A 12,698-nucleotide genomic window follows, 5' to 3' on the forward strand; every position below is an offset into this window, starting at 1 on the left:
TATTATTTTTGGCAGCGAAGGCACACTCAGTCATCGCGACGACATTTGGGGTCAGGGTTTACGCACCCGCCCTCCAGGAGCTTTCATTTCATGCCCACCAAGAAGCCGGAGCCGGCCATCCGGGCGGCATCGCTGACGATTCCGCAACTGCTGCAAGGCTCGGCCTGGTTTCCGCTGCTCGATGTGGGCGCGGGCGAGCGCGTGCTCGACGAGATGCGCGAGGTCGAGGTGGCGGCCGGCGCCGCGCTGTGCCGGCGCGGCGACACGCCGCTGCACTGGTACGGCACGCTCGAAGGGCTGCTCAAGTGGTCGATCACCTCCAGCGACGGGCGCTCGGTGACTTTCGGGGGCCTCTCGGTGGGAAGCTGGTTCGGCGAGGGCACGCTGCTGCGCGCACTGCCGCGCTCGGCCGACATCATTGCGCTGCGCCCGAGCCGCGTGGCGCAGTTGCCGCTGGAAACCTTCGAGTGGCTGCACCGCACGCAGCGCGGCTTCGATCACTTCCTGCTGCAGCAGATCAACGAGCGGCTGCACTGGTTCATGGGCAACTACGCGGCGCACCGGCTGCTCGATGCGGACAGCCAGGTGGCGCGCGCGCTCGCGGGGCTGTTCCACCCGTGGCTGCATCCGGGGAGCGAGCCGCATCTGCAGACCTCGCAGGAGGAGATTGCGAATCTCTCGGGGGTGTCGCGGCAACGGTGCAATGCGGCGCTGAACCGGTTGAAGGAGGTGGGGTTCCTGCGGATCGAGTACGGGGGGATCACCGTGATCGACCTGGAAGGGCTGCGGCGGTTCATCGAGTAGCGGATGAAGAACTGCGCTTTTCCTGGAGTTCTTCTGTAATCTGCGCGGGCGAGGCGCAAGTCACTGATCGAACACGTTTCTCCAGCAAATCCATATGGCATCGCCAGAATCTATTCATCACCTTCTCACCGTCGCGGCAAGATTGCTCGACAGTGCCGCTTCGGAAATCCGGGATGCGAAGCTGGAGCCGGTTCGCGACAACATCTCGCAGATCGGCCATTTCCTTGCGGGAATATTCGAGATCCAGCAAAAGGTGTACGCGCTTCGGCCAGATCTGAAACCTGCCTACTTGAGCGAACCCTCGCCGCACTCCGAGTCCAACAAGCTGCTCACTCGATTCATGTCGGAGGCGTGTTGGCACGAAGACGCGGGTGAGGTTGCACTGGCCATCGACAAGTACAGGGAGTACCTGCTTCTCGAAGGATCGCCGCATCACCGGGAGATCGCGGAAGGCGAGATCAGAAGGTTGTCTGGCAGAGACGACTGATTCCGCCGCTCGCGCTGGGCGCGTACGCCTCAATCCGTCACTGCGGCTTCTTCGCCTGCTCCGCCAGCCGCTTGCGGTATTCGGTGGTCGTCACCCCCCCGACCCCCCAGTCATCCGTATCGATTTCCTCGATCACGATGTGCGTCCACTCCGGCGGCTTCTTCAGCACGCGTTCGAGGACCTCCGTGAACTCGGCGATGACCTGGGTCTTCTGCTCGCGCGTGACGCCGTCGCGGGTGATCTTCAGATTGACGAAAGGCATGGTGTGCTCCTTGGCTGTGTGAACGAACGGTGAGCGAGGCGATTACCAGGTGCCGGCGCTCGCGCCGCCGTCCACCGCCAGCACCACGCCCGAGGTGAAGCCGGCGCCGGTGAGGTAGAGCACCGCATCGGCGATCTCGCGCACGGTCGCGATGCGGCCGGCGGGCGCCAGGCCACTCAGAAAACCATGGTTCTCGGACGGGTGCATCGGCGTGTCGACGATGCCGGGCGCCACCGCATTCACCTGGATGTTGTGCGGCGAGAGCTCCAGCGCCAGCGCGCGCGTCGCGGCGTTGATGCCGCCCTTGACCAGCACCGGCACCAAGGCCGGCACCTTCAGATTCGGCTGCAGCGCGATGCCTGCGGTGATGTTCACGATGTGGCCCTTGCGGCGCGGGATCATGTGCCTGGCGGCGGCCTGCGAGGCGTAGACGAAGCCCTTGAGGTTCGTGACGACCAGCTGGTCCAGCTCTTCCTCGGTGTAGTCGACAAAGGGCTTGGCGTTGAAGATGCCCGCGTTGTTGATGAGCACGTCGACCTGGCCGAAGCGTTCCACGGCGCGGTCGATGAGCTTCTGCGCGGTGTCGCGCCTGCCGATGTCTCCCGCGACGCCGAGGAAGCGGGCCGGGTTGCCCAACTGCCTGGCGGCGGCCGCGAGCCGCTCGTCGGTGCGCGCATTCGCAACCACGTTGAAGCCGCGTTCGAGGTACGCCTGTGCGAGGCCCAGCCCGATGCCGCTCGAGGCGCCGGTGATGACGACGGTGGGGGATGAATTGCTGTCTTGCATGTCGGGTTCTCCAGAAGTTGATGACGTGAGGAGAACTGTATTGATGACGCAGCCGTAGATAAATCACTAGACTCGTACTTCACTTGATACGCAAGGTAATCAATCAATGCAAAGGCAGTTCGGCGACATCCTCCTGGGCAGCATCGAGCTCTTCTGCCTCGCAGCGGAAACAGGTGGCTTCACCTCGGCTGCGCTCGCTGCGGGTGTGACGCCGGCGGCCGTGAGCCGCTCGATCTCTCGCCTGGAGAAGCGGCTGGGCCTGCGCCTGTTCGTGCGCACCACGCGCAGCGTGCGGCTCACCGATGCGGGCCGCTCCTACTTCGCGCAATGCCGACAGGCGCTTGCGCAGCTCGCCGAGGCCGAGCGCGAAGTGATGGGCCAGCAGGCGCAGCCCTCGGGCACGCTGCGCATCAGCGTGCCCACCACCTACGGCCACCACCGCATCCTGCCGATGCTGCCGGCGTTCCGCGAACGCTTTCCCGACATCCGGCTGCATGTGCACCTGAGCAACCGCAACATCGATTTCGTGGAGGAGGGCTATGACATGGCCGTGCGCGTGCGCGCCCAGCCCGACTCCACGCTGATCGCGCGGCACCTCGAGGACGCGGGGCTCGTGGTGGTCGCGACGCGCAAGTACCTGAAGGCGGCTGGCACGCCCCGCACGCTGGACGACCTTGCGGCGCACGAGTGCATCCAGTTCGAATTGCCCAGCAGCGGCCGGCGCATCTCGTGGCTCTTCAAGGAGGACGGCAAGGACCGCGAGGTCTTCGCGGACAGCGCCTACAGCTGCTCCGACGACGTGCTCGGCGGCGTCACGCTCGCCAAGAGCGGCGCCGGGTTGTTCCAGACCTACCGCTTCGTCGTGGAGAAGGAACTTGCCGACGGCTCGCTCGTCGAGGTGCTCAAGCCGTTCGCGGGCCGCTCGCGGCCGTACACGCTGCTGTATCCGGACGGGCGGCATGTGCCGCTGCGCATGCGGGTGTTCATCGATTTCCTGATGGCGCAGCGGGCCGTCTGAGCTTCACACGCCCAGCAATTCTTCCAGCGCCTGCGGCTCCGCCAGCAGATCGGCCGATGCCCCATGCCGCACGATCTGCCCTTTCTCCATCACCACCGCCAGGTCGGTGTGCGCGAGCACCTTGCGGTAGTCGCGGTCCACGATCAGCGTGGCGATGCCGGTGCTGCGGATCTCGCCGATCACGCGCCAGATCTCGGCAACGATCAGCGGCGCGAGGCCTTCGGTCGCTTCATCGAGGATCAGCAGGCGCGGATTGGTCATCAGCGCGCGGCCGATGGAAAGCATCTGCTGCTCGCCGCCCGAGAGCTGCTGGCCGCCGTGCGAGAGCCGCTCGGCCAGCCGCGGAAAGGTCGCCATCACGCGGTCGAAGGTCCAGGCGCGCCGGCCGTCGATGCCCGCGCGCTCGCTCATCACGAGGTTCTCGCGCACCGAGAGGTTCGGGAAGATGCCGCGGCCCTCGGGCACGTAGCCGATGCCCAGGCGCGCCATCTTCTCGGGCGGCCAGCCGGTGACGGTGCGGCCGTCGACCTGCACTTCGCCCGAAGCGGGCCGCACGTAGCCCATCATGCTGCGGATCAGCGTGGTCTTGCCCATGCCATTGCGTCCGAGCAGGCCCACCGACGTGGCCGTCGGAATGCCGGCATGCACGCCGCGCAGGATGTGGCTGTTGCCGTAGTAGGTGTTGAGGTCGCGGACGATCAGCATGTCAGTGGTCCTCTCCCAGATAGGCGGTGCGCACTTCGGGGTTCTCGCGGATCGAGGTCGGATCGCCGTTCGCGATGACCGTGCCGTTCACCATCACCGTGATGCGGTCGGCAATGCGGAAGACGGCGTCCATGTCGTGCTCCACCAGGAGGATCGCGTGCGTCGATTTCAGCCGCGCGAGCAGCGTGAGCATGCGGTCGGTTTCCTCGGCGCCCATGCCGGCGAGCGGTTCGTCCAGCAGCAGCACGCGCGGCCTGGTGGCCAGGCACATCGCCACTTCGAGCTGGCGTTGCGCGCCGTGGCTCATCGTGCCGGCGATGCGCAAGGCTTCGTTGGAAAGGCCTGCGGCGTCGAGCGCCGCGTCGGCTGCGGCGTTGCTCGATGCGCAGCGCTGCGATGCCTGCCAGATCGCCCACGGCCGCGCGGTCGCGGCCTGCGCCGCGAGCCGGCAGTTCTCGTGCACGCTGAACTCCGGAAAGATCGTCGTGCGCTGGTAGCTGCGGCCCACGCCGTCGCGCGCGCGCTTCGATTGCGCGCGCTGCGTGATGTCGATGCCGTCGAGCGCGATGCGGCCTTCGGAGGCTTCGATCTCGCCCGAGAGCATGTTGATGAGCGTCGACTTGCCCGCGCCGTTGGTGCCGATCACCGCGTGCACTTCGCCGACGTGCAGGTCGAGCGTGACGGCGTTCACCGCGGTGAGGCCACCGAAGCGGCGCGTGAGGCCTTCGACGGAAAGCAGTGCGTTCATGGTTTTGCTCCTTCCCCTTCCAGGGGAAGGTTGGGATGGGGGCAGGCAGAGCGCTCAATGGACACGCCGCGTGCCCCCACCCCGGCCCTCCCCCGGGAGGGGAGGGGGAAAGACAGTGAGCGGGTCATGCGGCCTCCTTCGGTGAAATGCGCTTCACCAAACCAATCAGCCCCTTCGGCAACCACGCCACGAACACGATGATCGCGATCCCCAGCGTGAGCTGCCAGTGGTCCGCGAGCGGTCCCATCACGGCATGCGTCGAGAAGATTTCCTTCAGGAGAGTGAATGCAATGGCACCGATCACCGCGCCGCGCAGATGGCCGAGACCACCGAGGATCACCATCAGCAGCACCTCGCCCGAGTTGTGCCAGGCCATCAGCTCGGGGTTGACCACGCCGTCGCGCGAGGCGAGCAAGAAGCCCGCGAGCCCCGCGAGCGCACCCGCCAGCACGAAGGCCGCGAGCTTGTAGCCGTACACCGGGAACCCCGCCGCGCGCATGCGCTGCTCGTTCACGCGGATGCCCGCGAGCGCCGCGCCGAAGCGGGAGCGCCGGATCAGCGCGAGCAGCCCGTAGGTGAACACGAGCGACGCGAGCACCACGTAGAACAGCACCATGCGGCTCTCCAGGTCGAGCGCGCCGAGGGCCGGGCGCACGTACATGTAGATGCCGTCGCTGCCGCCGCCGACCTTGGTGTCGTGGAACACGAAGAAGGCCATCTGCGCGAAGGCCAGCGTGACCATGATGAAGTACACGCCGCGCGTGCGCAGGCTCAAAGCGCCGACGAACAGCGCATAGAGCGCCGCCGCACCCATGGCCATCGGCAGCAGCAACGCGACGTTGCCGCCTTCGCTGCCTGATGCGAGCACCGTCACGTACGCGCCGATGCCGTAGAACGCCGCATGGCCCAGGCTCACGAGGCCGGTCATGCCGACCAGCAGCTCGAGGCTCAGCGCGAAGATCGAAAGGATCATCACCTTCACGATGAAGTCCGAGGCGTAGTTGCCCATCAACGGGCCGGCGATGGCGATGAGCACCGCGCAGGCCACGGGCACAAGGAATGCGCCCTTCTTCATGACCGTCTCCCCATCAGCCCTTCGGGCTTCCAGATCAGCACGATGGCCATCAGGAGGTAGATGCCGATGCCGCTCAGGTCAGCGAAGAACACCTTGCCGAAGGTGTCGACGAAGCCCACCAGCAGCGAGGCCAGCAGCGCGCCGGTGATCGAGCCGATGCCGCCGATCACCACCAGCACGAAGCAAATGATGAGCACGCTCGCGCCCATGTTCGGATACACCGAGGACATCGGCGCCGCGATCATCCCGGCCAGCGCCGCGAGCGCCACGCCCGCCGCGAACACGATGCGGTAGAGCCGCTTCACGTCGATGCCGAGGCCCCGCACCATGTCGCGGTTGCTCGCGCCGGCGCGGATCATCATGCCCAGGCGCGTGCGGTTCACCACCCAGTACAAGCCGACCGCGAGCACGATGCACGCGGCCGATGCGAACAGGCGATACCAAGGGTAGCTCATGACGTTGCCCAGCGCGAAGCTGCCATCGAGCCACGCGGGCACCTTCACGCCGTGCACGTCGTTGCCCACCAGGATGGAGCGCAGCTCCTCGAACACCAGGATGAGCCCGTAGGTCATGAGCACCTGCTGCAGGTGATCACGCTGGTAGAGGTAGCTGAAGAACGCCCATTCGAGCAGGTAGCCGAAGATGGCCGCGAGCACCACGCCGGCCACCAGCATCAGCAGGAACTGGTCGCCGAACAGCGGCGCGAGCGAGAACGCCAGGTACGCGCCGATCATGTAGAAGCTGCCGTGCGCGAGGTTGATCACGCCCATGATCCCGAAGATCAGCGTGAGGCCCGATGCCACGAGGAAAAGCAGCAGTCCGTACTGAACGGAGTTCAGGCACTGGACGAGGAAGGTTCCGAAATCCACCGTGTGAGATCCCAGTTGGTTGTGGTTGCCGCAAGGCGGCTCGCGGCCCGGTCAGGGGCCGCGAGGGAACGAAATAACCGAAGGCCTTAGTGCCTGCTTACATCCGGCAGCCGCGTGCCGGATCGGCCAGGCCCTTGATCGCGGTGCTGACCAGCTTGTTTTCCTTGCCATCCACCTTGCGCAGATAGATGTCCTGCACCGGGTTGTGCGACTTGCTCATCGTGAACGTGCCGCGCGGGCTGTCGATCTTGGCCTTCTCGATGGCGGCGGTGAACTCGGCCTTCTTGCCGATGTCGCCCTTGGCGGCGGCAAGGCCCACGCCCAGCATCTGCGCGGCGTCGTAGCCCTGCACCGCATACACGTCGGGCTGCAGCTTGAACGACTTGGCATACGCCACGCGGAATGCGTTGTCGCGCGCGGTGTTCAGGCCGTCCGCGTAGTGCAGCGTGGTCAGCATGCCCTGTGCCGATTCGCCCTGCGCATCGAGCGTGCCGTCGGTCAGGAAGCCGGGGCCGTAGAGCGGAATGGTCTTGTTGAGGCCCGCAGCCTGGTAGTCCTTGACGAACTTCACCGCGCCGCCGCCCGCGAAGAAGGCGTACACCGCGTCGGGCTTGGCGGCCGCGATCTCGGTCAGCAGCGCCTGGAACTCCACGTTCGGGAAGGCCAGCGTGAGCTGCTTGTCGACCTTGCCGCCGTTCTTCTCGAAGCCTTCCTTGAAGCCGTTGACCGACTCGTCGCCGGCCGCGTACTTCCAGGTGATGGTCATCGCCTTCTTCTTGCCCTGCTGCTTGGCCGCGACCTCGCCCATCGCGTAGGCCGGCTGCCAGTTGCTGAACGAGCTGCGGAAGATGTTGGGCGCGCACATCGGGCCGGTCACCGCATCGGCGCCGGCGTTGGGCACGATCAGCACGGTGCCGCTTTCCTTGGCGGCCTTGGCCATGGCCATCGCGACGCCGGAGTGCACGGTGCCCACGATCACATCGACGTTGTCGCGCTTGATGAGCTTGTTGACGTTGTCGGTCGCCTTGGCGGGATCGGATTCGTCATCGACCTTGAAGTATTCGATCTCGCGGCCCGAGAGCTTGCCGCCTTGCTCGTCGACGTAGAGCTTGAAGCCGTTCTCGATGGCCACGCCCAGCGCGGTGTAGGTGCCGCTGTAAGGCAGCATCAGGCCGACCTTGAGCTTGCCGGTGCCCTGGGCGCCGGCCGCCGACGCAAGGGCGGCAAAGGCGATGGCGGTGAGCGCGAGGCGCGCATTGCGGATGGTGGTCATGGTGTCTGTCTCCTGTTTTTGGTGATGAAAGCGGCGGTTGCGACGGTGACACGTTCCGGCTGATCGCGATGTGGGGAATGCCCGCATTCAGGGATTTCCACCAGTTCGCAACCGCCGCTCACGCGCGCCGCGATGCCGCGGATCTGTGCGAGCGTTCCGTACTCGTCGTCGATGCCCTGGATGGCGAGCACCGGGCAGCGGATGGCGTCGAGCTCGGCCTCGATGTTCCAGTCGCGAAAGGGCGGGTGCAGCCAGATGCGGTTCCAGCCCCAGAAGGCCGAGTCGGCGCTGTCGTGGTAGCGACCGAGCTTCTTCGGCAGGTCGGTCGAGAGGTAGGCGGTGCGCGCCAGTTCGATGTTCGCGACGGTCACGTCTTCCACGAAGATGTGCGGGGCCAGCACCACGAGGCCCGCCACGCGATCGGGGAAGCGCGAGGCGTAGAGCAGCGAGATCGAGCCGCCGTCGCTGTGGCCGAAGAGCCAGGGCTTTTCATCGTCGAGCTTGAGGGCAGCGAAGAGGGCGGGCAGCACCTCGTGCGCCTGGCGGTGCATGAAGTCGACGTCCCAGATTTCGTTGTCTTCGCGCGGCGTGGAGCGGCCGTAGGCGGGGCGGGAGAACACCAGGCCGCGGGCGTTGGCGGCCTCGCAGACTTGCGCGGGGAAATCTTTCCACATGGCGACGGAGCCGAGGCCTTCGTGGAGGAAGACGATGAGCGGCGCGTCCGTTCGCTGGGGGGCGACCCACTGGCATTCGATGCGCACGGGGCGGCCGCGCCAGTCGATGGTGGCGAAGTCGGGGGCGCTCATTGCATTGCTCCCGGCTGTTGCTCCTTCCCCTTCCGGGGGAAGGCTGGGATGGGGGCTCGCGGCGCTTGAGAAGGCTGTGCGTGCGTGGAGGCCGATGCCCCCACCCCAACCCTCCCCCGGGAGGGGAGGGAGCAAGACAAGGCGCGCGTCATGCCTGCTTCTCTCTCTCGCGCAACCTGAACCGCTGAATCTTCCCCGTCGCAGTCTTCGGCAGCTCGCTCACGAACTCGAGGAAGCGCGGGTACTTGTAGGGCGCGAGGCGCTCCTTCACGAAGGCCTTGAGCTCGTCCTCGGTCGCGGCGCTGCCGTCCTTCAGCACGACGAAGGCCTTGGTCTTGGTGAGGCCCTCTGCATCTTCCTTGCCGATCACCGCCGCTTCAAGCACCGATGGGTGCTGCATCAGCGTGGCTTCCACCTCGAAGGGCGACACATAGATTCCGCTGACCTTCAGCATGTCGTCGCTGCGCCCGGCGTAGGTGAAGTAGCCGTCGGCATCGCGCGTGTACTTGTCGCCGCTCTTGGTCCAGCCGCCCTGGAAGGTGTCGCGCGACTTCTCGCGGTTGGTCCAGTACATGAGCGCCGAGCTCGGGCCGCGGATGTAGAGATCGCCGACTTCGCCATCGGGCACCGGGCGGCCGTCTTCGCCGCGCAGCTCGACCTCGTAGCCTTCGACCGGCTTGCCCGTGGTGCCGTAGCGCACGTCGCCGGGGCGGTTGGAGATGAAGATGTGCAGCATCTCGGTCGAGCCGATGCCGTCGATGATCTCGCAGCCGTAATGCGCCTTGAAGCGCTGCGCGATCTCGCCGGGCAGGGCCTCGCCGGCGGACGAGCACATGCGCAGCGTGACCGCATCGCGCGCCGGCAGCTTTGGCGAGGCGAGCATGCCTGCGAAGCCGGTGGGCGCGCCGAAGAACACAGTGGGCTTGTGCTCTGTCCAGCGGCGGAAGGTGGCATCGGGCGTGGGCCGCTCGGCCATCAGCACGACTGTGGCGCCGACCGTGAGCGGAAAGGTCAGCGCGTTGCCCAGGCCGTAGGCGAAATACATCTTGGCGGCCGAGAAGCACACGTCGTCTTCGGTCAGCGCGAGCACCGGCTTGCCATAGAGCTCCGCCGTCCACCAGAGGTTGGCGTGCGTGTGGACCGTGCCCTTGGGCTTGCCGGTGGAGCCGGAGGAATAGAGCCAGAAGCCCGGGTCGTCGGAGGCGGTGTTCACTGGTGCGGCCAGGGGCTCGACCTTGGCGAGTGCGTCGTCGAAGGCTTGCGCGTTGGCGGGCAGCGTGCCCGTCGGCTGCGAGACGATCAGCGCCTGCAACTCGTGCGCGCCGCGGCCCATCGCATCCTGCAGCACGGGCAGCAGCGCGCCCGACACCAGCGCGGCCTGCGCGCGGCTGTGGTCGAGCATGTACGCGTAGTCCTCGGGCGTGAGCAGCGTGTTGACAGCGACGGGAACGATGCCGGCGTACAGGCAGCCGAGAAAGCTCACGGGCCAGTCGTTGTTGTCGAGCATCAGCAGCAGCACGCGCTCTTCGCGGCGCACGCCGGCGGCTTTCAGCGCGGCAGCCAGGCGGCGCGCGCGGTCTTCGAGCTGGCCGTAGCTCAGCATGCCGCGGTCGTCGATGTAGGCCGTGCGATCGGCGCGGCCGCGGTTGAGGGCGAACAGGTGTTCGGCGAAATTGAATCGTGCGGGCAGGCTCATCGTGGGGTCTCCTTGGGGCCTGTTCTTCTAGAAGCCGAGGGCGGCGAGCACGCCGGGGCTCGCCTGCACGGCGCTCTTGCGGTGATAGAAATCGAGCGCGCGCAGGCCACCCAGTTCGGCGCCGCCGCCCGCGCGGCCGGGACCGCCGTGCATCGACATCGGCATCACGTTGCCGTGGCCGGTGTGGGCTTGCGCGACTTCGGGCGTGATCACGTGGACGCGGCCGTGGCTCGGTGCGACGGCGAGTGCGGCCTGTGCGAGCGCGGCGTCGTCGCTGCCGTAGAGCGATGTGACGAGCGAGCCTTGTCCGCGGTGCGCCAATGCGATGCCGTGCGCCAGGTCGCGATACGGCAGCAGCGTGGCGACCGGCCCGAACACTTCCACGTCATGCACGCGCTGCGCCGCATCGGCATCGCGCGCGCCCAGCAGCACCGGGCCGATGCAGGCGGCGATGGCGGGGTCCGCATCGATCAGCGGCTTGCTGCGGCTGTCGTGCAGCACGGTGGTCTGCGTGGCGAGTGCGTCGAGCCCGTCGCGCACGGCATTCAGTTGCGCGCGGCTCACGAGCGAACCCATGCGCACGCCCTCGTTGCGCGGGTTGCCGACGGTGACGCCCGCGAGCTTCGCACCGATGGCTTCGGCTGCGGCGTCGTACACCTCGGCGGGCACCAGGATGCGGCGGATCGCGGTGCACTTCTGGCCCGACTTCACCGTCATCTCGCGCACCACTTCGCGCACGAGCAGGTTGAAGACGTCGCTGCCGGGCGCGGCGCCGGGCAGCAGCAGGGCGCTGTTGAGGCTGTCGGCCTCGATGTTCGCGCGCACCGAGCGCGCGGCCACGGCGGGGTGGGAGCGGATCACCGCGGCGGTCTCGGCCGAACCGGTGAACGAGACCACGTCGAAGGGCTGCAGCTGGTCCATCAACCCGACCGAGCTGCCGCAGATGACCGAGAGCGCGCCGGCAGGCAGCACGCCCGCATCGACCACGTCCTTCACCATGCGCTGCGTGAGCCAGGCGGTGGCCGTCGCGGGCTTCACGATCACCGGCACGCCGGAGAGCAATGCCGGCGCGGCCTTTTCCCACAAGCCCCATGACGGGAAGTTGAAGGCGTTGATGAAGAGCGCCACGCCGTGCGTCGGCACCTGCAGGTGCTGCGACTGGAACACCGGCTCCTTGCCGAGCTTGACCGCGTCGCCATCGCGCAGCGCACGCACGTCGCCGAGCGCATCGCCCCACTTGGCGTACTGGCCGAGCGTGAAGATCGCGCCGTCGATGTCGACGGCCGAGTCGTTCTTCACCGTGCCGGAGTTCGCGGTGGCGATCTCGTAATAGGCATCGCGGTTGGCTTGCAGCACCTTCACGATCGCGCCGAGCAATCCGGCGCGCTGGCGATAGGTGAGGGCGCGCAGTGCGTTGCCGCCCTGTTCACGCGCAAACGAAAAGGCTTCGGGCAGGTCGAGGCCGGTGGCGTCGACGCGCACGAGCTCGGTGCCGAGCACCGGATCGAAGAGCGGCGTGCCGGCGCCCGAGCCGCTTTGCCAGCGGCCGGCAACGTGGTTGGAAAGGAGTTCGGTCATGCGGTGAACTTGATCTGCCCTTCGGGCAGGAGATAGAGAACGAGCGCGCGGCCTTGCGCGACGGTCGGGCGGTGTGCGGTGCCGGGGCCGTAGACGCACCAGCCCGCGGGCCGCCCGTCGAAGGTGGCGTCGGCGCTGTCGTCCAGCGGCATGATCAGGTCGATCTCGCCGTTGGGATGCGTGTGGTGCGGGCCGGCGATGTCCTGCATGTCCACCACGTCGACCGAGAAGCGGTGCAGCGCGTCCTCGGCCTTGAAGACGCGGCCGTACTTGATGCCACCGCCTTCGCGCTCGCAGAGCCACCCTTCGGCCACGCCGCCGATGCAGGCCTGGCGCAGTTGCTCGAAGCCGGCGCTGCCCGCGCCATGGTTGGCGTTCAGCCATTGGTCGAGTTGCGCGTCGAGCGGCCGGCCTGCGATCTCGGCGGTCAGGCCCGCGATCAACTGGTGAAATGCTTCCTTGCTGGCCATCGTGGGGACTTTCTTCGTGGAGGCTGGCTGGGGCGGTGCTGGCCGCCGTGAACTTATGAACTACCTTGCAGGATCGCCGCGCGTGCAGTATCTTGCTTGTGGTCGGACAATAAGCACCGAG

The 12,698-nt window shown here is 67.0% G+C and carries 14 protein-coding genes; 3 read left to right on the plus strand and 11 right to left on the minus strand.

Features of this window, described 5'->3' with window-relative positions:
- Nucleotides 1-90 precede the first annotated feature (90 nt).
- The gene (locus GNX71_RS00520) at nt 91-804 is read left to right on the plus strand and encodes a Crp/Fnr family transcriptional regulator (protein ID WP_206176518.1); all 714 of its coding nucleotides are present in this window, start codon (nt 91-93) and stop codon (nt 802-804) included.
- Nucleotides 805-898: 94 nt separating this feature from the next.
- The gene (locus GNX71_RS00525) at nt 899-1,291 is read left to right on the plus strand and encodes a hypothetical protein (RefSeq protein ID WP_206176519.1); all 393 of its coding nucleotides are present in this window, start codon (nt 899-901) and stop codon (nt 1,289-1,291) included.
- A gap of 37 nt (nt 1,292-1,328) precedes the next feature.
- Here GNX71_RS00525 and GNX71_RS00530 read toward each other — a convergent pair whose 3' ends face one another.
- Both GNX71_RS00530 and GNX71_RS00535 read right to left on the minus strand, forming a co-directional pair.
- Entirely contained in the window at nt 1,329-1,553 is a 225-nt protein-coding gene (locus tag GNX71_RS00530; RefSeq protein WP_206176520.1) for a 4-oxalocrotonate tautomerase family protein, read from the minus strand.
- Between the two features lie 42 nt (nt 1,554-1,595).
- Nucleotides 1,596-2,339 (minus strand): SDR family oxidoreductase, encoded by a 744-nt coding sequence (locus GNX71_RS00535; RefSeq protein ID WP_206176521.1) that lies wholly within the window; start codon nt 2,337-2,339, stop codon nt 1,596-1,598.
- A 106-nt stretch (nt 2,340-2,445) separates the two neighbouring features.
- Here GNX71_RS00535 and GNX71_RS00540 point away from each other — a divergent pair, with 106 nt between their 5' ends.
- Nucleotides 2,446-3,357 (plus strand): LysR family transcriptional regulator, encoded by a 912-nt coding sequence (locus GNX71_RS00540; protein WP_206176522.1) that lies wholly within the window; start codon nt 2,446-2,448, stop codon nt 3,355-3,357.
- 3 nt (nt 3,358-3,360) lie between these two features.
- Here GNX71_RS00540 and GNX71_RS00545 read toward each other — a convergent pair whose 3' ends face one another.
- The 9 genes from GNX71_RS00545 to GNX71_RS00585 all read right to left on the minus strand — a co-directional run bounded on the left by GNX71_RS00545 (nt 3,361) and on the right by GNX71_RS00585 (nt 12,577).
- Nucleotides 3,361-4,062: an ABC transporter ATP-binding protein gene (locus GNX71_RS00545; RefSeq protein ID WP_013538565.1), complete on the minus strand. Its 702-nt coding sequence runs from the start codon at nt 4,060-4,062 to the stop codon at nt 3,361-3,363.
- A 1-nt stretch (nt 4,063) separates the two neighbouring features.
- On the minus strand, nt 4,064-4,810 hold the full coding sequence (locus GNX71_RS00550) for an ABC transporter ATP-binding protein (RefSeq protein WP_206176523.1): 747 nt from the start codon (nt 4,808-4,810) through the stop codon (nt 4,064-4,066).
- A 124-nt stretch (nt 4,811-4,934) separates the two neighbouring features.
- Complete coding sequence (locus GNX71_RS00555; protein ID WP_206176524.1) at nt 4,935-5,885, minus strand: branched-chain amino acid ABC transporter permease; 951 nt, start codon at nt 5,883-5,885, stop codon at nt 4,935-4,937.
- Nucleotides 5,882-6,754: a branched-chain amino acid ABC transporter permease gene (locus GNX71_RS00560; protein WP_206176525.1), complete on the minus strand. Its 873-nt coding sequence runs from the start codon at nt 6,752-6,754 to the stop codon at nt 5,882-5,884. The genes GNX71_RS00555 and GNX71_RS00560 overlap by 4 nt, the downstream gene beginning before the upstream one ends.
- 97 nt (nt 6,755-6,851) lie before the next feature.
- On the minus strand, nt 6,852-8,027 hold the full coding sequence (locus GNX71_RS00565; protein ID WP_206176526.1) for an ABC transporter substrate-binding protein: 1,176 nt from the start codon (nt 8,025-8,027) through the stop codon (nt 6,852-6,854).
- Complete coding sequence (locus tag GNX71_RS00570) at nt 8,024-8,833, minus strand: alpha/beta hydrolase (protein ID WP_206176527.1); 810 nt, start codon at nt 8,831-8,833, stop codon at nt 8,024-8,026. The genes GNX71_RS00565 and GNX71_RS00570 overlap by 4 nt, the downstream gene beginning before the upstream one ends.
- Nucleotides 8,834-8,981: 148 nt before the next feature.
- Nucleotides 8,982-10,529: a benzoate-CoA ligase family protein gene (locus tag GNX71_RS00575; RefSeq protein ID WP_206176528.1), complete on the minus strand. Its 1,548-nt coding sequence runs from the start codon at nt 10,527-10,529 to the stop codon at nt 8,982-8,984.
- 27 nt (nt 10,530-10,556) lie between these two features.
- On the minus strand, nt 10,557-12,107 hold the full coding sequence (locus tag GNX71_RS00580) for a 3,4-dehydroadipyl-CoA semialdehyde dehydrogenase (protein WP_206176529.1): 1,551 nt from the start codon (nt 12,105-12,107) through the stop codon (nt 10,557-10,559).
- Nucleotides 12,104-12,577, minus strand: a complete 474-nt coding sequence (locus tag GNX71_RS00585) for a DUF4863 family protein (protein WP_206176530.1) — start codon at nt 12,575-12,577, stop codon at nt 12,104-12,106. The genes GNX71_RS00580 and GNX71_RS00585 overlap by 4 nt, the downstream gene beginning before the upstream one ends.
- Between the last annotated feature and the right edge of the window lie 121 nt (nt 12,578-12,698).

The organism is Variovorax sp. RKNM96 (genome assembly GCF_017161115.1).
Lineage (GTDB): Bacteria > Pseudomonadota > Gammaproteobacteria > Burkholderiales > Burkholderiaceae_C > Variovorax.

What these genes read in the sequence shown, in the direction of transcription:
- GNX71_RS00520 (WP_206176518.1), top strand. Translation starts at nt 91, where the DNA reads ATGCCCACCAAGAAGCCGGAGCCGGCCATCCGGGCGGCATCGCTGACG.
- GNX71_RS00525 (WP_206176519.1), top strand. Translation starts at nt 899, where the DNA reads ATGGCATCGCCAGAATCTATTCATCACCTTCTCACCGTCGCGGCAAGA.
- GNX71_RS00530 (WP_206176520.1), bottom strand. Translation starts at nt 1,553, where the DNA reads ATGCCTTTCGTCAATCTGAAGATCACCCGCGACGGCGTCACGCGCGAG.
- GNX71_RS00535 (WP_206176521.1), bottom strand. Translation starts at nt 2,339, where the DNA reads ATGCAAGACAGCAATTCATCCCCCACCGTCGTCATCACCGGCGCCTCG.
- GNX71_RS00540 (WP_206176522.1), top strand. Translation starts at nt 2,446, where the DNA reads ATGCAAAGGCAGTTCGGCGACATCCTCCTGGGCAGCATCGAGCTCTTC.
- GNX71_RS00545 (WP_013538565.1), bottom strand. Translation starts at nt 4,062, where the DNA reads ATGCTGATCGTCCGCGACCTCAACACCTACTACGGCAACAGCCACATC.
- GNX71_RS00550 (WP_206176523.1), bottom strand. Translation starts at nt 4,810, where the DNA reads ATGAACGCACTGCTTTCCGTCGAAGGCCTCACGCGCCGCTTCGGTGGC.
- GNX71_RS00555 (WP_206176524.1), bottom strand. Translation starts at nt 5,885, where the DNA reads ATGAAGAAGGGCGCATTCCTTGTGCCCGTGGCCTGCGCGGTGCTCATC.
- GNX71_RS00565 (WP_206176526.1), bottom strand. Translation starts at nt 8,027, where the DNA reads ATGACCACCATCCGCAATGCGCGCCTCGCGCTCACCGCCATCGCCTTT.
- GNX71_RS00570 (WP_206176527.1), bottom strand. Translation starts at nt 8,833, where the DNA reads ATGAGCGCCCCCGACTTCGCCACCATCGACTGGCGCGGCCGCCCCGTG.
- GNX71_RS00575 (WP_206176528.1), bottom strand. Translation starts at nt 10,529, where the DNA reads ATGAGCCTGCCCGCACGATTCAATTTCGCCGAACACCTGTTCGCCCTC.
- GNX71_RS00580 (WP_206176529.1), bottom strand. Translation starts at nt 12,107, where the DNA reads ATGACCGAACTCCTTTCCAACCACGTTGCCGGCCGCTGGCAAAGCGGC.
- GNX71_RS00585 (WP_206176530.1), bottom strand. Translation starts at nt 12,577, where the DNA reads ATGGCCAGCAAGGAAGCATTTCACCAGTTGATCGCGGGCCTGACCGCC.